Origin of the sequence: Thioclava sp. JM3 (assembly GCF_002213185.1) — a bacterium.
Classification (GTDB): domain Bacteria; phylum Pseudomonadota; class Alphaproteobacteria; order Rhodobacterales; family Rhodobacteraceae; genus Thioclava; species Thioclava nitratireducens.
Genome location: NZ_NBOB01000003.1, coordinates 196,043 through 213,453 on the forward strand (window position 1 = coordinate 196,043; position 17,411 = coordinate 213,453).

The window sequence follows — 17,411 nt, forward strand, 5'->3', positions numbered from 1 at the left end:
ATAAGCAGGGACGGGGCCGAGGACAAGCATGGCGATCAATGCGGAACCGGGCGACTGGGCGCTGCCGGAGGGCGCAAAGGGCGCGGGCCGCAGCTCTCGTCTGATCGCGGCGCTTTTCGCTGGTCTCTCCGATCCGCTTGGTGCCTTGGTGCGGGCGCGGGCGCAGCTTTTCCTGTGGATGCCGGTGGCGCTCGGGGGCGGGGTCGGTGCGTATTTCACGCTCAAGGTGGAGCCGGGCTGGCTTATCTACCTGACCGCGCTCGCGATCTGCGCGATCTCTCTGACGCTTTGGCTGCGTGGCGCGGTATGGTTTCGGCTGCCGGCGGCACTCATTGCCCTCGCGGCTCTGGGCCTGTTGCTGGCGGGGCTACGCGCCCATCTCGTCGCAGCGCCGGTGCTGCAATACCGCTATTACGGCCCCGTCGCCGGGCGGATCGTGAAGATTGACCGCGCGCGCTCGGACCTGATCCGGCTGACGCTGGATCAGGTGCGGATCGACCGGGTCGCCCCCGGAAATACGCCCGCGCGGGTCCGGGTCACGCTGCATGGCGATCAGAGCGAGTTCACCCCTGAACCCGGCGCGCAGGTCATGCTCACGGCGAATCTCTCGCCCCCGCCGCCGCCAGCCGCGCCCCGGGACTACGATTTCCGCCGCACCGCCTGGTTCGATCGCCTCGGCGCGATCGGCTATACCCGCGCGCCGGTGATGCGGGTCGCGCCGCCCGATCCCGGTGATTGGGCGATGGCGGCGCATCGCGCGCGGATGCGGCTCTCTACGGCGATTCAGGCGCGGATCGCGGGCCAGCCCGGTGCGGTCGCCGCAGCGCTGATGACCGGCGACCGCTCGGGTCTGAGCGAGGCCTCGCGCGAGGCTATGCGCCGCTCCGGCCTCGCGCATCTGATCGCGATCTCGGGGCTGCATATGGGAATCCTCGCGGGTTTCGTCTTTGGACTCGTGCGCTACGGGCTGGCGCTGGCAGGCCGACCCGCGCTGATCTGGCCCACGAAGAAATTGGCCGCCATTGCGGCGCTGATCGCGGCCAGCGCCTATCTGTGGCTCGCGGGGCCTGCGGTATCGACCCAGCGGGCCTGGATCATGGTGTCGATCATGCTCCTCGCCGTTCTTTTCGACCGGCGCGCGCTGAGCCTGCGGACCGTCGCGCTCGCCGCCACGCTCTTGCTGATCTGGCAACCAGAGAGCCTGACCGCGCCCGGCTTCCAGATGTCCTTCGCGGCGACAACCGCGCTGATCGTGATGCTCGGGCCGTGGACCCGCGCCGCGCGCTACCTGCCGCGGCTTCTGCGGCCCGCGCTGATGCTGGTCGCGACCTCGCTCATCGCTGGAGCGGCTACGGCGCCGATCGTGGCCGCGCAGTTCCACCGGCTGTCGGAATACGGGGTTCTGGCGAACCTGTTCGCGGTGCCCGCAATGGGGCTGGTGATCATGCCGATGGGGGTCCTCGCGGCGCTGCTGGCCCCCTTCGGTCTGAGCGGCCCCGCGCTTTGGGCGGTGGGGCAGGGTACGGCGTGGATCTTGCGCGTCGCGCGATGGGTCAGCGACCTCGATGGCTCCGTTCTCGCCATCGTTCAACCGGGGCCTTATGTGCTGCCGCTGATCGCGCTTGGAGCCTTGGGGCTGATCCTGACCCGCGGCGCGGGACGGACAGCGAGCATTGGCCTGATTGCCACGGCTTGCGTGTTTTGGCTGCGCGCCGACGACGAGCGACCTGCACTTCTGATCGCACCCGAGGGCCGGCAGGTCGGGGTGATGACGCCGCTAGGCCGGGCTCTGTCGAAACCCGGCGCGGGGTTCATCTCGGACCGCTGGCTTGCGGCGGATGGCGACGCGGCGACGCTGGAGGTGGCGGCCGCGCGGCCTGCATTCTCCGGGCCGCGCGGCGCGCGGATTGCGCAGTTTCGCGGGGCGCAGCTTGCCCATTTCACGGGAAAAGCCGTGCAAGACGCCCTGCCTGCGGTCTGCGCCAAAGGCGGAATTGTCGTAACCTCAGCCAAATTCGACAGCGCCACAGGCCCTTGCGATCTGTGGGACGCGCAGCGCCAGCGCGGAACCGGCGCGGTCGCGATCAGTGCAGCCGGGGAAATCACGACGACCGCGCAAGTCAAGGGTCGCCGTCTCTGGACGCGCCCCTGACCTTCGCTCTTCGCAAATATGCCCGCCGGAGGCTCCGCCCTCTGCCACCGGCGCAGCAAATGAAAAAAAGCGCCCCGCAGGACGCCCTTTTCCAGAAACTCAATGGATGTCAGTAGCTGCGGATCAGCCCGACGAGGCGACCCTGCACCTTCACCTGATCGTCGCGCAGGAGCCGCGTCTCATAGGCCGGGTTGGCGGCCTCCAGCGCGATCATTCCGCTGCGACGGTAGAAACGCTTCAGCGTGGCCTCATGGCCTTCGACCAAGGCAACCACGATATCGCCGTTATCCGCCGTGCCCTGTTCGCGGATCACCACGACGTCGCCATCGTTGATCCCGGCCTCGATCATCGAGTCGCCTTTGACCTCGAGCGCGTAATGCTCCCCGCGTCCGCTCAGCATCGAGCCCGGAACGGCGACGTGATGCGAAACTTCCGAAATCGCCTCTATCGGGACACCGGCGGCGATCCGGCCCATCACCGGCAGTTCCAGCGCGTGGATCACGTCAACCGGCATCGCGCCGCGCGGCGGATCGGCCTTGTCCCCCTCGATCACTTTGGGTGCGAAGCTTCCTGTATCCTCGGTCGCTGGCGCGCCGAATTTCTTCTCGAGCGCCTCGGGCAGTTTCACGATCTCGATCGCGCGGGCCCGGTGGGCGAGACGGCGGATGAAGCCGCGTTCTTCCAGTGCGGTGATCAGCCGGTGGATACCGGACTTGGAGCGCAGGTCCAGCGCGTCCTTCATCTCGTCGAAAGAGGGCGGAACACCGTCCTTCATCATCCGTTTTTGAATGAATTCTAGCAATTCCAGCTGCTTGCGCGTCAGCATCCGCGACCCTCCGTTCCCCGGTCAAGGCACATGTTCAAGGATTGTTCTACCCTTGTTCACGGGGGCTGTCAACGGCCGAGGCGGGCGCGGCTCAGTCGAGCGGCAGGATCTCGACCGTCTCGCCCGCCTTGCGCGGCCCGTCGCCGATGGGGCGGATCAGCAGGCAATCGGCCTGCGACAGGAGGCTCAGCATCGCGGAGTCCTGGTTGTCGAAGGGCGTGACGCGGGGCAGGGGATCGCCGGGCACGAGCGTGGCGCGCATGTAATGCGTGCGCGGACCGGTGGGGCCGGTATCGGTCGCGAGGATTGCCTGTTTCACGCGCGTTTCGGGCGGCAGGCCCGAAAGCTTGCGCAGCATCGGGCGCAGGAACAGTTCGGCACAGACCGTTGCCGAGACCGGGTTGCCCGGAAGGCCCAGCATCGCGGCCTCGCCCATCCGGCCCGCCATCAAGGGCTTGCCCGGGCGCATCGCGATCTTCCAGAAGCTGCGTTCGAGTCCCAGTTCCTCGGCCACGTCGCCCACAAGATCATGCGCGCCGACCGAGGCGCCACCGGAGGTCACCACCATATCGGCGCCCTTCGCGAGGTCGAACACGGTGCGCAGACTGTCGCGGTCGTCGCGAGCGATCGGCAGCATGCGCGCTTCTGCGCCCATGCGCTCGGCCAATGCCGCGACGATGAAGCTGTTGGAGCAGATGATCTGGTCCGGCCCCGGCTCTTCGCCCGGCATCACCAACTCGTCTCCAGTCGCGATGATCGCGACGATGGGGCGGCGGCGCACGGTGAGGGCGGGCACGTTCATCGCCGCCAGCAGCCCGAGGTCGCGCGCGGTCAGCGGGCGGTCGGGGCAGAAGCTCTCGCCTTGCGCGAAATCCTGACCCTTCGGCCGGATATTGGTATTGCTATCAAGCTCTTGCGGCAGCGTGATCGTGTCGCCTTCGCGCGTCACGTTCTCCTGCAGCACGACCACGCCATTCGGCCCCGGCACTGGCGCGCCGGTGAAAATGCGTACCGCCTGGCCGGGCTTGGGCTGACCCTCATAGCCGCGACCCGCGGCGGCTTCGCCCTCGACGGTCAGCGTCGCGCCGGGCAGGTGGTCGGCCTTGTCGAGCCAATAGCCATCCATCGCCGAGCCCGAGAAGGGCGGCTGGGTCAATTGCGCGGTCGCGGGCTCCGCCATCACACGACCGAGCGCATGACGCAGGCTCACGCGTTCGGTACCCAGCGGTTCGACCAGCGTCAGAACCTTTTCAAGCGCTTCTTCGACGGGCAACAGGCTCATGTTGCGCTCCCTTCAGCCTCGTATTTGCCGGATTTCCCGCCGTCTTTCAGCACGACGCGGATACCCTCGATCTGCATGGATTTCTCGACCGCCTTGAGCATGTCATAGACCGTCAGCGCCGCCGCCGACACGGCGGTCAGCGCCTCCATCTCGACGCCGGTCTGCCCCGAGGTTTTCAGGGTGGCGCGGATGCGCACACCGGGCAGCGCCTCGTCGGGTTCCAGATCGAGCGTGACCTTGGTGATCGGCAGCGGGTGACAGAGCGGGATCAGATCGGAGGTCTTCTTCGCGGCCATGATGCCCGCGATCCGCGCGATGCCCAGAACGTCGCCCTTCTTCGCGGTGCCCTTCAGGACATAATCCAGCGTCTCGGGCAGCATCACCACGCGCCCCTCGGCCACGGCGATGCGGTCGGTCACGTCCTTATCGGAGACGTCGACCATATGGGCCTGACCGTCCTTGTCGAAATGCGACAGACTCATGCGACCTCCAGAAGCGTCCGGGTGGCGCCCGCGACATCGTCCTGCCGCATCAGGCTTTCACCGATCAGGAAGCGGCGCGCGCCGACCTCGGCCATCGCGGCCATGTCGTCGCGGGTGAAGATGCCGCTTTCGCAGACCAGATCGCGGCCCTCGGCGAGGATGCTCGGTGCAAGTTCGCGGGTCACGTCGAGCGTGACCTCGAAGGTCTTCAGGTTGCGGTTGTTCACGCCCAGAAGCGGCGACCTCAGGTGTTTGAGCGCGCGTTCGGTCTCTTCCATGTCATGCACTTCGACCAGCACATCCATGCCCCAACCAAAGGCTGCGTCTTCCAGCTCAGCCGCAAGATCATCCTCGACCGAAGCCATGATGATCAGGATGCAATCGGCGCCCCAGGCGCGGGCCTCCGCGACCTGATAGGTGTCATAGAGGAAATCCTTGCGCAGCGCGGGCAGCGAGCAGGCCGCACGCGCCGCCGACAGGAATTCCGGCGCGCCCTGAAAAGACGGCGTGTCGGTCAGCACCGACAGGCAGGCCGCGCCGCCTGCCTCATAGGCTTTGGCCAGCGCGGGCGGGTCGAAATCGGGGCGGATCAGTCCTTTGGACGGCGAGGCCTTCTTGATCTCGGCGATCAGCCCGTAGCCCGTTTCCGCCTTCGCGGTCAGGGCGTTGGCAAAACCGCGCGTGGGCGCCTGCGCCATGGCCTGAGTTTCAACCTCGCTCAGCGGGCGGGCGGCTTTGGCCGCTTTGATCTCTTCAAGCTTGTAGGCCTTGATCTTGTCGAGGATCGTGCTCATCCGGCGACCTCCTGCGTGATGCGGGCCAGCGTTTCCAGAGCGGTCTTGGCCTTTCCGCTGTCGATGCTCTCGGCCGCCATTTCCGCCCCGGATTTCAGGTCCGAGACCTTGTCGGCCACGACGAGCGCGGCGGCGGCGTTGAAGATCACCGCGTCGCGATAGGCCGAGGGCTCCCCCTCGAGCAGTGCGCGCAGGGCGGCGGCGTTCTCGGCTGCGGTGCCGCCGATCAGATCGCGGAAGCGATGGACGGGCAACCCTGCATCCTCGGGGTGGATCTGGATCGACTCGATCCGGCCGTTTTCCAGCGCGGCGACTTCGGTCGTGCCGCAGATGGTGATCTCGTCGGTGCCGTCCGAGCCATGGACAAGCCATGCCTTCTCGGCGCCGAGCATCTGCAACGTCTCGGCCATCGGGAAGATCAGGTCGGGCGCGAAGGCCCCGGTCAGCTGTCGCTTCACGCCTGCGGGGTTGGTCAGCGGGCCGAGGATGTTGAAGATCGTCTTGCAGCCCAACTCCTGACGCACCGACCCGACATGACGCATCGCGGGGTGGTGGATCTGCGCCATCATGAAGCCGATATTCGCCTCGGCCAGACCGCGCTCTGTCGCCTCCGGCCCCGCCATCACGTCAATGCCGAGCTCGGACTGCACATCCGCCGTGCCCGATTTCGACGAGGCCGCGCGGTTGCCATGCTTTGCGACCGGAACGCCCGCGCCCGCCACGACGAAGGCCGCAGCCGTCGAGATGTTGAGCGTGTGCATCCCGTCGCCGCCGGTCCCGACGATGTCGATTGCGCCTTCGGGGGCTTTGACCGGCACGCATTTCGCGCGCATCGCGGCGGCGGCAGCGGCATATTCCGACACGGATTCCCCGCGCGCCCTCAGCGCCATCAACAAGCCGCCGACCTGCGCGGGAGAAGCTTCGCCGTTGAACAGGATTTCGAAGGCCATCTCCGCCTGCGCGCGGCTCAGCGGACCCTCGGAGGCCGAGTAGATCAGCGGCTTCATCGCTTCGCTCATGGGCTGGCTCATGCGGGCACCTTCAGGCTGACGCCTGCCTCTGTCAGGAAATTCTTCAGCATAGCGTGGCCATGCTCGGAGGCGATGGATTCCGGGTGGAACTGCACGCCCTCGATCGGCAACTCGCGATGGCGCAGCCCCATGATCGTGCCGTCATCCAGCTCGGCGGTGATCTCGAGGCAGTCGGGCAGGCTCTCGCGCTCCACGATCAGCGAGTGGTAGCGCGTGGCTTTCAGCGGAGAGGGCAGGCCCTTGAAGCAGCCTTTGCCCTCGTGGCGGATCTCGCCCATCTTGCCATGCACGATCTCGGAGGCGCGCACGACTTTCCCGCCGAAGGCCTGACCGATGGTCTGATGCCCCAGACAGACGCCGAACAGGGGTAGCTTGGCCTCGGCCGCGGCCATCACCAGCGGCAGGCAGATGCCGGCTTGATCGGGATCGCAAGGGCCGGGCGAGAGTACGATCGCCTCGGCACCCATGCCCATCGCGTCCTGAACGTTCAGCGCGTCGTTACGCCAGACCTTCACATCGGCGCCCAGCTCGCCAAAATAGTGCACCAAATTGTAGGTGAAGCTGTCATAATTATCGATGAGCAGCAGCATGGCCGGGCCCTTTCGTTTGTTGGCCCCCGGTGTCCCCGATGCGGTCAGGCGCGGATGCGCCTATCAAGGGGGGTGAACCGGGGATCGGGTCGGGCTATAGATGCTATCAGCGAAGGGCCGGGGTCAAGGGCAGTCCCCGGGAAAAGCCGCGTATCAAGAGCGGTGAAGATGGAGGCAGGCAATGATGCGATCTGTGATGAAGGGCGGGCTGGCCGGTCTGCTGGTCGCGGTTTTCGGCACGGCGGTGATGTCGTTGATCTTCCCGGCCCCGAAAGAGCCCGGCGCGGAGATCAAGCTCGCCGGAAGCCCGACGCCCGAAGAACCCGCGAATGTGGACTTGCCCGCGGGCTCCGATTTCTCGCGCCCGGCGACCGATCGAACGCCCGCGATGCCGACCCCGGACGGGGCGCCGCTGTCGGCGCCAACCCGGGCGCCCCGCGTGTCCGAGCCGCAGCCAAGCCTCGCGCCGCCCAGTGCCGACGAAATCCAAAGCGCCGCGCGCCCCGAGATGTCGACCGACATGGCCGAGCCGCGTCCCGAAGCGCAAGGCGAGACGGTCGCGCTCGCCGCGCCGATCGCGCCGGAGGCGGGCGCGCAACCGGCCAGCGTCCCGCCTTCCGCTCTGCAAGGTGCGCCTGCGCCCGACACCGCACCCGAGGTTGCGCCGGTGATCGAGCCCGCGCCTGCGCGCGAGACATCGCCGGAAGCCCCGAATGTCGCGTCGGCGAAGAGTGCGCCGACAATGGACACACCTGCGACGACGCCCGCCGCCCGCGAGGCGCAGCCGGATATGACTGCAGAAAATGCGCCCGCAGCCGAGATGCCCGCCTTGCCGGAGGTGAGCTTGCAGCCGCCGAAAGCGCCCGAGAAAGCAACGCCGCCCGCCGATCAGGGGAATACGGCTGTCGCCGCGACCGATATACCCGCACTGCCCGGGGCCAAACTGACGCCCCCCAAAGCGGAGCCCCAAACGGCTCCGTCCTTGGCGGACATGCCCGCACCTGATCGGTTGCCGTCCGACGGGGAGGGGATCGACACCGCGCAGGCGGATAAACCCGAGATTTCGACCGACCCATCGGCAAGCCCGGACCTGCCCGCTGGGCGCGCCCTCCCGCAAGGCGGGGATGCGGTGCCGACCAAGCCGCGCATCTTCTCGTTGCAGGATGTGCCCTCGATGCCGGGCAAGCCCGCGAGCGGGTTCAAATCAGCGCCCGGCGTCGTGGTGGATCGCTTGCCGCAGGTGACGCCTTCGGCGCCGCCCTCCCTCGGGGACGGACCTGACGGCGGCGGCGCGCAGGATGCGCCGGGGACCGCGCAGGTCGATGCGGCTGACCTGAGCCCGATCGAGAAATTCGCAGCCCCCGCGCCAGCCGGCGACAAGCCGGAGATTTCGCTGGTTCTGATCGATCCGGGCGTGGCGAGGGGCGGGCTCGATCCGGCGACGATCACGGCGAGCGATCTGCCGATGACCATCGCGATCGATCCAACCCGGGACGGCGCTGCCGAAGATGCCAAAGCCTTCCGCGCGGCGGGGTTCGAGGTCGCGATCCTTGCGTCCGGTCTGCCCGCCAATGCCGCCCCCGAGGATGTCGAGGTGGCGCTCGAGGCGTGGCGTCACGTGATCCCCGAGGCCGTCGCCGTCGTGGAGCCGCCGGAGCCGCAGTTCCAGAACAACCGTCCGCTCGCGCGTCAGATGGTCTCGGCGCTCGGGCGCAGCGGGCTGGGCGTGGTCACGCAGAAGAAGGGGTTCGACAGCGCCAACCAGATCGCGACCTCCGCCGATCTGCCGCGCGCGCAGGTCTGGCGCGTGATCGATGACGGGCGCGAGAAGGCTGCCGTGATCTCGCGGATGCTGGCGCGCGCCGATTTCGAAGCAGAGCGCAATGGCTCGGTAGTGGTAATGCTGTCCGCTTGGCCGGAGTCGTTCCAGGGGATCGAGGATTGGTATGTTGACGCGCAGGACAAGGTGACGCTCACCCCGGTCTCGGCGCTCGCACTTGATACCGTGACGCAAGCTGCGCCCGCCCCGGAGACCGAGCCGAAAATGGAAAACGCGGGCCAGTAAGCCCGCGTTTCTCTCTTTTCGCCTGTGGTGACGGTGCTCAGCCGTTGCCGCGTGTCGCCACGAACAGCCCCGCATCCTCGGCGGCCTTGCGCAGCGCTTTGGACTTATTGACCGTCTCCTGCCATTCCGCCTCGGGGTCGCTGTCATAGACCACGCCGCCGCCCGCCTGAATGTAGAGCGTCTTGTCCTTCACCACCGCCGTGCGCAGCGCGATGCACATGTCCATCTCGCCATTGGCCGCGAAATAGCCCACGCCACCGCCATAAATGCCGCGCTTCTCAGGCTCCAGCTCGTCGATGATTTCCATTGCGCGAACCTTGGGCGCGCCCGAGACAGTGCCCGCGGGCAGACCGGCCAGCAGCGCCGAGAGCGCGTCCTGATCGTCGCTGAGCTCGCCCACCACGTTCGAGACGATATGCATGACGTGGCTGTATCGCTCGATGATGAACTTCTCGGTCGGGTGCACGGAGCCGATCTTCGAGACGCGGCCGACATCGTTGCGACCGAGATCGAGCAGCATCAGGTGCTCGGCCAGCTCCTTCTTGTCGGCCAGCAGATCCTCTTCCAGCGCCTTGTCCTCGGCAGGGGTGGTCCCGCGCGGGCGGGTGCCCGCGATCGGGCGGATCGTCACCTCGCCCTCGCGGACCCGCACGAGGATTTCAGGCGACGCGCCCACGATCTGGAAGCCTCCGAAGTTCAGGAAGAACATGAAGGGGGAGGGGTTCGTGCGTCGCAAGCTGCGGTAAAGCGCGAAGGGCGGCAGCGGAAAATGCGCCGACCAGCGCTGCGCCGGAACCACCTGGAAGATGTCTCCCGCGCGGATGTAATCCTTCGCGGTCTCCACGGCGGACATGTAGCCCTCCTTGGTGAAGTTCGAGCGCATCTCGCCGACCTGCAGGCTCTCGCCCAGATCCCGGCTCTCGACCGGCGTGCGGTCGAGATCGCGCAGCGCATCCGAGACGCGCTCGGCGGCCTGCGCATACGCGGCGCGCGCCGACAGACCGGCCGACTGGAAGGCCGGCGCGCAGATGATCACGTCGCCCTTCACCCCGTCGAGCACCGCGACGACCGACGGGCGCAGCAGCATCGCGTCGGGTACGCCCAACGGATCGGGGTTCACGTTCGGCAGCTTCTCCACCAGCCGGATCGTGTCATAGCCGAGATAGCCGAACAGACCCGCCGCCGCGGCAGGCAGATCGTCGGGCATGTCGATGCGACTCTCCGCGATCAGCGCCCGCAGGCTATCGAACGGGTGGCCCGGAAGATCTTCCCATGCCTCGTCGAAGCGCGCCGAGCGGTTGATCCGCGCCTGTTCGCCCCGGCACTCCCAGATCACGTCAGGCTTCATGCCGACGATCGAGTAGCGTCCGCGCACCTCGCCACCGGTCACCGATTCCAGCATGAAGGAATTCGGCTGCGCCTCGGCGAGCTTGAGCATCAGCGAGACGGGCGTGTCCAGATCGGCCGCGAGCCGGGCGTAGACCAACTGATTTTCACCCTTGGCCCAGCGTTCCTCGAACGCCTCGAAAGAGGGGGAGAGAGCGACCACGACGGGCCTCCTTACTGCATCTGCGACTGCACCGCGGTCACGGTCTGGCTGTCGAGATCGAGCCCGGCCTCCGACTCCACGGCGGTCGCGTAGAAATTGAGCAGGTCATTGGCCAGCGAGTTCGACAGCTGTTTGCCGATCTGACCCGAGATCAGCTTGGTGTCAGCATCTTCCATATCCGCCGGGATGACCTTGTCGGTGACGAAGACATAGACCTTGCCGCTGGCGGTGATCTGCGCCGGCTTGCCCGGTTCGGTCTTGAAGACCTTCGAGACCACGGGCGGCGGCAGTTCGTCGGAATAGCCGCCGCGCCCGATGCTCGCCACCTTGGTGGTCAGCACGCCGGTCTCGCCCAGCGACTTGCCGCCCTCGACCGCAGAGACGATCTCCTTGGCGCGGGCCTCTTCCGCCTGCACGACCTGATCGGCGCGCCACGCATCGGCCACGTCGCTCTTCACCTCGTCGAAGGGCTTGGGCTGGGGCGGCACGATCTTGTTCAGGCGCAACGCGAAGACGCCGCCATCCGACAGGGTCTGCAGCTCGGGATAGGCGTCGGTCGTCGCCTCGTTCGCCGCCTTGCGGAATTCGTCATATCCCGCGATGCCGTCGGTGCTGTCGGCGGTGAAACCGATCTGGCCAAGCTCCATGTCGGTTTCCTTGGCCATCTCCTCCAGAGTCGCGCCTCCGGCCAGACGGTCCTGCAGGTTTTCACTCATCTTGCCGATCTCGTTGCGCGCCTTCTCGGCCTCGGCATCGCCCGCCAGTTCGTCGCGCGCGTCGGCGAACGAGGTCTCCTGAGCATCGATGATGCCGTTCACCTTGAACAGCGCCGGGCCCAGATCGGTCTCGACGGGGCCGACCACGGTGTTGTTTTCGGCGGAGAAGACCGCGTCGGCGGCCTTGCCCAGATCGTCGCGAGTCACGTCGCCCAGATCGGCATCGTCCAGCGTCAGGCCGCGATCCTTCGCAAGATCGGCAAAGGTCGCGCCGCCGTCCAGCTTGGCTTTAGCGGCTTTCGCGGCATCCATGTCGGAATAGACGAGACGCTCCACGAGGCGCTTTTCGGGCTGCTTGAACTCGTCGATCCGACGCTCGTATTCGGCCTTCAGCGTGGCGTCGTCGATCTTCACCTTGTCGGCCAGCATCTCAGGCGTCAGCCAGGCATAGGTGATGTCACGCGTCTCGGGCGCGGTGAACTGGTCGATATGGTCGTTGTAATAGGTTTTGAGCTGCTCGTCCGTCGGATCCGGGATCGCCTTGGTCAGATCGCTCTCCGTCACTTCCGCCCAAGTGAAGCCGCGCTTCTCGCCGACATATTGCGTATAGGCATCCACGACAGGCTTGGGGGCATCCACGCCGCCCGCGACTGCGCCCTGAATGATCGAGCGGGCGAGATCGTCGCGCAGCTGCGCTTCGAATTGCTGCTCGGAATAGCCTTGCTGGCGCAGCGCGAACTTGTAGGTCTCGCGGTCGAACTTGCCCGAGGCGTTCTGGAAGGCCGGGATGTCGTAGATCTTCTGTTGCAGCTGCTTGTCACCGACCGAGACGCCAAGACGCCGCGCGCCCTCACCGATCGCGGCCTGACCGATCAGCTTGCCCAGCACCCGCTGGTCCGCGCCCGACGCCTTCATCTGCGCCATCGTCACCGCCTGGCCAAGCTGCTGCGAGCGCTGCTGCATTTCCTGACGCAGCGCGCGAGCGTAATCGTCCACGGTGATCTTGGTCTCGCCGACCGCGCCGACCGACTTGGCCGAACCGGAGAAGCTGCGTAGCCCGAAACCGCCGAGACCAAGGATCAGCATGGCCAGCAAGATCCAGACGACGACACTCTTGCCGTGGCTGCGCATCTTCATCGGGGGTCCTCCTCGGGAATTGTCTTTTGGCGCTGTTTAGGGCTTTGATTACTGGCCTGCAAGGCTAGCTGCGCGCGAGGCTCGCCAGCCGGTCGCGCAGCGCCGCGATCCCGTCACTGTCGACATTCGCGAAGGCGATCCGCATCTGCTGCGCGGCTCCGTTTGCGCCCTGCGGCATGAACATCGTGCCGGGCAGCATCAACACGCCCGCCTCGCGCACCAGAGCCTGCGCGAAATCAGGAGAGGGCCGCGGATCGGGATGGGTGACATAGGCGAAATAGGCGCCGCAGCCCAGCATCTTCCAGCCTTCCAGATCGGCGAAGGCCGCCTCCATCGCGGTGCGGCGGCGCAGGATTTCCTCGCGCTCGCCCGCGACCCATTGCGACAGGTGGACCATCCCCCACAGCGCTGCCATCTGACCAAGCTGCGAGGGGCAGATGGCCACCGTGTCGAGGAATTTCTCGACCTCTGCAAGGCGCGCCTCGCCTGCGACGATGGCGCCGACGCGATGCCCAGTCAGGCGATAGGCTTTCGAGAAGGAATAGAGATGGATGAAATAGTCCGGCCAGTCGGGATCGGAGAACAGGTCATGCGGAGCTCCATTGCGCGAGTCGAAGTCGCGATAGGTCTCGTCCACGATCAGCGCGAGCTTGTGACGCTTGGCCAGATCGGCGAAGGCGCGCAGCAGCTCGGCCGGATATTCCGCCCCGCCCGGGTTGTTGGGCGAGACGAGCACGATCGCCCGGGTCTTGCCGGTGATCTTCGCGGCGGCCTCCTCGGGATCGGGCAGTAGCCCCGCGCCGGGGGCGAGCGGCACCGTGTGCACGCCCGCCATGTCGAGCCACATCTTGTGATTGAAATACCAAGGCGTCGGCAGGATCACCTCGTCGCCCGGGCCTGCGAGCGTGGCCAGCGTCGCGCAGAACGCCTGATTGCAGCCTTGGGTGATCGCGACCTGACGCGCGGCGACCTCGCCGCCATAGGCCAGCGACCATTGATGCGCGAGTTCCGCGCGCAGATCGGGAAGGCCCAGAACGGGGCCGTAGAGATGCGCCTGCGGATCGTTCAGCGCGGCCTCGGCGATGGCTTGGCGCAGCGCCTCGGGCGGCGGATCGACGGGGGCTGCCTGCGAGACATTGATCAGCGGGCGATCGGCGGTGAACTCGACCCCGTCGAGCCAGCGCCGCGCCTCCATGACCGGGGGCGGGAAGGTGGCGGCGAGGGCGGGGTTGAGCGGATGGGGCATGAAGGTCCTCTTGGCTGATCGGCGCGAGATCAGCAGAGCGCCGCGCGCTTGGCAAGAGGCGGGAGCCTCCGGTGGGGATATTTGGATCGAGAAGAAGAGGGCTGCGCTTCCTCTTGTCGGGAATATCTCGGGGGTGAGGCGCAAACGGAGGCAGAGAAGGGGCGCAGCGCGCCCTAGCTGCGTCCCTCATGGTGGTTGCGCCATGCGAAGCTGTGCCGCACATACCACTCGCGTAGGGTCAGCGCGATGACCACGAGATCCAGCACCGTCAGCGCCAGCATGCCCGCGCCATGGTTCAGACTGTAGAGATACATCTGGTAGGCCACGAAGCCGGTCATCATCACGATCGCCATCGGGTAGGCCCAGATCAGTCCGCGGATCAGCAGGATCACCACGACCAGCTTCAGCAAGCCGTGGCTGGTGAAGTAGAAGCCGTAGAAATCCTGAGTCTGGATCGAGAAGTGATGGGCCGCGTTGAGGAACGCATTGGCGATGCGGTCATTGGGATCCTCGCGCAGCTCTCGCGCGGTCAGCCAATGCGCGGCGTCGAAGACCGCATTCTTCGGCAGCCCGAGAAGCGCGAGGCCGGACAGCGTTTCCGCAATCTCGAAGATCGCCTTGATGATCAGGCTGACCTCGAAAAGCCAGTGCAGGAACCGCCCGAGAGGGGTTCCGGGTGCGCCGAACCGCACTGATCAGTCCGTGCCGCGATAGGGTTGCACATATTGCAGCGCCATGTCCCAGGGGAAGAAGATCCAAGTGTCCTGGCTGACTTCGGTGATGAAGGTGTCGACCAGCGGTGCGCCCATCGGCTTGGCGTAGACGGTCGCGAATTGCGCCTTCGGGAAGAGGTCGCGCACCAGCTTCAGCGTGTTGCCGGTATCGACGAGGTCGTCGACGATCAGCACGCCTTCGCCGCCGTTTTCCATCAGGCTCTCCTGCGTGGGCTTGATGACCTGCGCTTCGCGTTGTTCCTGATGGTTGTAGCTTTTGACCGAGATCGTATCGACCGTGCGGATGTCCAGTTCGCGCGCGACGATCGCCGCCGGAACGAGGCCGCCACGGGTGATGCCTACCACGGCGCGCCAGCTGCCGTCGCCCGGCCCCTTCCCGTCGAGACGCCATGCCAGCGCACGGGCGTCCCGGTGGATTTGGTCCCAGCTGACGTGGAAGCCTTTTTCATGCGGCAGACGATCGGACATCGGGGGTCTCCTCAGCTCAGAGCGAGTTTCAGACCGAGCAGCGCCAGCAGGCCGCCGAAGCAGCGCTCGATCACGGTTTTCAGGTTCAGATAGGCCGCGCGCGTCTTCTCGAGCGAGAATATCCGCGCGACGATGACGTTCCATCCCGCATCGTTGAACATCACGATGCCGAGGATCGCGGCATAGGCCCATGCGGGCGCCGAGGGCGGGATGAAGGTCAGGAAGACGGTGCCGAAGAATACGGCGGGTTTCGGGTTGGCGAGCTGGGTCGAGATGCCGAGCCAGATCAGACGCGGAGCCGAGCGGGTGCGGGGCAGGTCGGGAATCTCATCGTCCATCGGATCGTCCGCGTGGCGCCACATCTTGTATGCGAGCCACAGCAGATAGGCCGCGCCGGCGATTTTCAGCGTGGTCAGCAGGGCAGGGGCGATCTTGAAGACGAGGGCGAGACCGAACAGCGCCGCCGCCGCCCAGATAACCGCGCCCAAGCCGATCCCGAGTGCGAGCCAGATGCCGCGCTGGAACCCGTCGCGCAGTCCCGTGCGCGCGGCCAGCAGCACAGCTGGCCCCGGCGACATCGCCGCGGCCAGATGCACGAAATAGATCGCGGTGAGGGCCGCGAGGGTCATCTCATTCCTTCCGCTTGGTGACCACGTCGATATCGGGCGCGTCGACCGCTTTCATGCCCACGACGTGATAGCCCGCGTCGACATGCAGCGTCTCGCCGGTGGTGCCGGAGCCGAGATCGGAGAGCAGGTAGAGCGCGGCCTTGCCGACCTCTTCCTGCGTCACGTTGCGGCGCAGCGGCGAGTTCAGCTCGTTCCACTTCATGATGTAGCGGAAATCGCCGATGCCCGAAGCCGCGAGCGTCTTGATCGGACCGGCGGAGATCGCGTTGCAGCGGATTCCGTCCTTGCCGAGGTCCTCTGCGATATACATCACGCTGGCTTCCAGCGCCGCTTTCGCCACGCCCATCACGTTGTAATGCGGCATGACCTGCTCGGCACCGTAATAGGTCAGCGTGAGCAGCGAGCCGCCCTCGTTCATCATCGCAGCAGCTTCCTTGCACACTGCTGTGAAGGAATAGACCGAGATGTCCATCGTGGTTTTGAAGTTGTCGCGCGAGGTGTCGACATAGCGCCCGCGCAGCTCCGACTTGTCGGAGAAACCGATCGCGTGGACGACGAAATCGATGCTGTCCCAATGCGTGCGCAGCGTCTCGAAAAGGCTCTTGATCGAGTCACCGTTGGCGACGTCGCATTCGACGAGGATCTCGGAGCCGAGCTGTTCGGCCAGCGGTCCCACGCGCTTCTTGAGCGCCTCGCCCTGGAACGAGAAGGCGAGTTCCGCTCCCGCATCCGCGAGGGCCTTGGCGATGCCCCAGGCGATGGATTTGTCATTCGCAAGGCCCATGATCAGCCCGCGTTTGCCCGCCATCAGGTTGTTCGACATGTCAGGTTGTCCCCCGCTTCGCTCTGGTAAGTCCGAATGCTTTAGGCGAAAGGTGAAGACGCATCAAGGCTACTGACCTCCGGTCAAGCATGATCGTGTGGATCGTGTTGCCGATCGGAGCGTTGGGCACGGTGTGCCATGCGACGGGCCAGACTGGAGGCGAGTATGAGTGACAGAACCGGAATTTTCGCGGGCGACGATCCTTTCGCGATCGCGCAGGCTTGGCTGAGCGAAGCCGAAGAGACCGAGATCAACGATCCCAATGCGATAGCGCTGGCGACGGTCGATCCGGACGGGATGCCCAATGCGCGCATGGTTCTCCTCAAGGAAATAGAGGGGCGCGACATGCCCTCGGGCGGGGCGTTCGTCTTCTACACCAACTACGGATCGGTGAAGGCGCAGGAGATCGAGAGCGCCGGAAAAGCTGCTTTCGTGATGCATTGGAAGTCATTGCGCCGCCAGATTCGGGTTCGCGGTATGGTTGAACGCGAGGAAGGGCCGCAGGCCGATGTCTATTACAAGTCACGCTCCTTGAAATCGCGTCTCGGGGCGTGGGCCTCGCGACAAAGTGAGCCGCTGAGCTCGCGCAGCGCGCTGATGGCGGAGGTCGCGAAGGTGACCGCGGGTCATGGCACAAATCCGGAACGACCGCCTTTCTGGGGAGGGTTCAGAATCAAGCCCTTGGAGTTGGAATTTTGGGCGGACGGCGCATTTCGCCTTCACGATCGTTTCCGTTGGAGCCGGCAAACCCTTGCCGATGCGTGGGAAGTGACCCGCCTAAACCCCTGAAACTCGCGCTTCGTGAATTGCATAGGGTCTTGAAACTTTGAGAATTCTCTTGAAGTGTCGCGTGAATACCGCATCTCCTGAGTGAGGTGCGGGCGGAA

The 17,411-nt window shown here is 66.0% G+C and carries 16 protein-coding genes; 3 read left to right on the forward strand and 13 right to left on the reverse strand.

Features of this window, described 5'->3' with window-relative positions; genetic code table 11:
• Positions 1-28 precede the first annotated feature (28 nt).
• Positions 29-2,152 carry a ComEC/Rec2 family competence protein gene (locus B6V73_RS06890; protein WP_088724858.1) on the forward strand — a complete coding sequence of 708 codons (2,124 nt, stop codon included), beginning with the start codon at positions 29-31 and terminating at the stop codon, positions 2,150-2,152.
• 109 nt (positions 2,153-2,261) lie between these two features.
• Here B6V73_RS06890 and lexA read toward each other — a convergent pair whose 3' ends face one another.
• The 6 genes from lexA to B6V73_RS06920 form a co-directional block, all read right to left on the reverse strand.
• Positions 2,262-2,978 carry a transcriptional repressor LexA gene (gene lexA / locus B6V73_RS06895; protein ID WP_075775659.1) on the reverse strand — a complete coding sequence of 239 codons (717 nt, stop codon included), beginning with the start codon at positions 2,976-2,978 and terminating at the stop codon, positions 2,262-2,264.
• A 91-nt stretch (positions 2,979-3,069) separates the two neighbouring features.
• Positions 3,070-4,254: a gephyrin-like molybdotransferase Glp gene (glp, locus tag B6V73_RS06900; protein ID WP_088724960.1), complete on the reverse strand. Its 1,185-nt coding sequence runs from the start codon at positions 4,252-4,254 to the stop codon at positions 3,070-3,072.
• Between the two features lie 2 nt (positions 4,255-4,256).
• Positions 4,257-4,742, reverse strand: coding sequence for a cyclic pyranopterin monophosphate synthase MoaC (gene moaC / locus B6V73_RS06905; RefSeq protein ID WP_088724859.1), 486 nt, complete (start codon positions 4,740-4,742; stop codon positions 4,257-4,259).
• A complete protein-coding gene (trpC, locus tag B6V73_RS06910; RefSeq protein ID WP_088724860.1) occupies positions 4,739-5,536 on the reverse strand; it encodes an indole-3-glycerol phosphate synthase TrpC in 798 nt (265 codons plus the stop codon). Before trpC ends, moaC begins: the two co-directional genes overlap by 4 nt.
• Positions 5,533-6,555: an anthranilate phosphoribosyltransferase gene (trpD, locus tag B6V73_RS06915; RefSeq protein ID WP_088724861.1), complete on the reverse strand. Its 1,023-nt coding sequence runs from the start codon at positions 6,553-6,555 to the stop codon at positions 5,533-5,535. Before trpD ends, trpC begins: the two co-directional genes overlap by 4 nt.
• An 8-nt stretch (positions 6,556-6,563) precedes the next feature.
• The gene (locus tag B6V73_RS06920; protein WP_075775655.1) at positions 6,564-7,157 is read right to left on the reverse strand and encodes an aminodeoxychorismate/anthranilate synthase component II; all 594 of its coding nucleotides are present in this window, start codon (positions 7,155-7,157) and stop codon (positions 6,564-6,566) included.
• Positions 7,158-7,338: 181 nt separating this feature from the next.
• On the opposite strand from B6V73_RS06920, the gene B6V73_RS06925 reads away from it, so the two are divergent.
• Positions 7,339-9,222, forward strand: coding sequence for a divergent polysaccharide deacetylase family protein (locus B6V73_RS06925; protein WP_088724862.1), 1,884 nt, complete (start codon positions 7,339-7,341; stop codon positions 9,220-9,222).
• A gap of 37 nt (positions 9,223-9,259) precedes the next feature.
• Here the strand turns inward: B6V73_RS06925 and trpE are convergent, their stop codons facing one another.
• The 7 genes from trpE to fabI all read right to left on the reverse strand — a co-directional run bounded on the left by trpE (position 9,260) and on the right by fabI (position 16,524).
• On the reverse strand, positions 9,260-10,771 hold the full coding sequence (gene trpE, locus B6V73_RS06930) for an anthranilate synthase component I (RefSeq protein WP_088724863.1): 1,512 nt from the start codon (positions 10,769-10,771) through the stop codon (positions 9,260-9,262).
• An 11-nt stretch (positions 10,772-10,782) separates the two neighbouring features.
• Complete coding sequence (locus B6V73_RS06935; RefSeq protein ID WP_088720181.1) at positions 10,783-12,624, reverse strand: SurA N-terminal domain-containing protein; 1,842 nt, start codon at positions 12,622-12,624, stop codon at positions 10,783-10,785.
• Positions 12,625-12,688: 64 nt separating this feature from the next.
• Positions 12,689-13,870 (reverse strand): aminotransferase, encoded by a 1,182-nt coding sequence (locus B6V73_RS06940; protein ID WP_075775652.1) that lies wholly within the window; start codon positions 13,868-13,870, stop codon positions 12,689-12,691.
• A 173-nt stretch (positions 13,871-14,043) separates the two neighbouring features.
• Positions 14,044-14,562 (reverse strand): DUF2127 domain-containing protein, encoded by a 519-nt coding sequence (locus B6V73_RS06945; protein ID WP_075775651.1) that lies wholly within the window; start codon positions 14,560-14,562, stop codon positions 14,044-14,046.
• A gap of 3 nt (positions 14,563-14,565) precedes the next feature.
• Entirely contained in the window at positions 14,566-15,072 is a 507-nt protein-coding gene (gene gpt, locus B6V73_RS06950) for a xanthine phosphoribosyltransferase (RefSeq protein ID WP_075775650.1), read from the reverse strand.
• Positions 15,073-15,083: 11 nt separating this feature from the next.
• On the reverse strand, positions 15,084-15,701 hold the full coding sequence (locus B6V73_RS06955; RefSeq protein WP_075775649.1) for a LysE family translocator: 618 nt from the start codon (positions 15,699-15,701) through the stop codon (positions 15,084-15,086).
• Between the two features lies 1 nt (position 15,702).
• On the reverse strand, positions 15,703-16,524 hold the full coding sequence (fabI, locus tag B6V73_RS06960; protein WP_075775648.1) for an enoyl-ACP reductase FabI: 822 nt from the start codon (positions 16,522-16,524) through the stop codon (positions 15,703-15,705).
• A gap of 165 nt (positions 16,525-16,689) precedes the next feature.
• Here fabI and pdxH point away from each other — a divergent pair, with 165 nt between their 5' ends.
• Positions 16,690-17,313: a pyridoxamine 5'-phosphate oxidase gene (gene pdxH, locus B6V73_RS06965; RefSeq protein ID WP_088720183.1), complete on the forward strand. Its 624-nt coding sequence runs from the start codon at positions 16,690-16,692 to the stop codon at positions 17,311-17,313.
• The last annotated feature ends 98 nt before the right edge of the window (positions 17,314-17,411 follow it).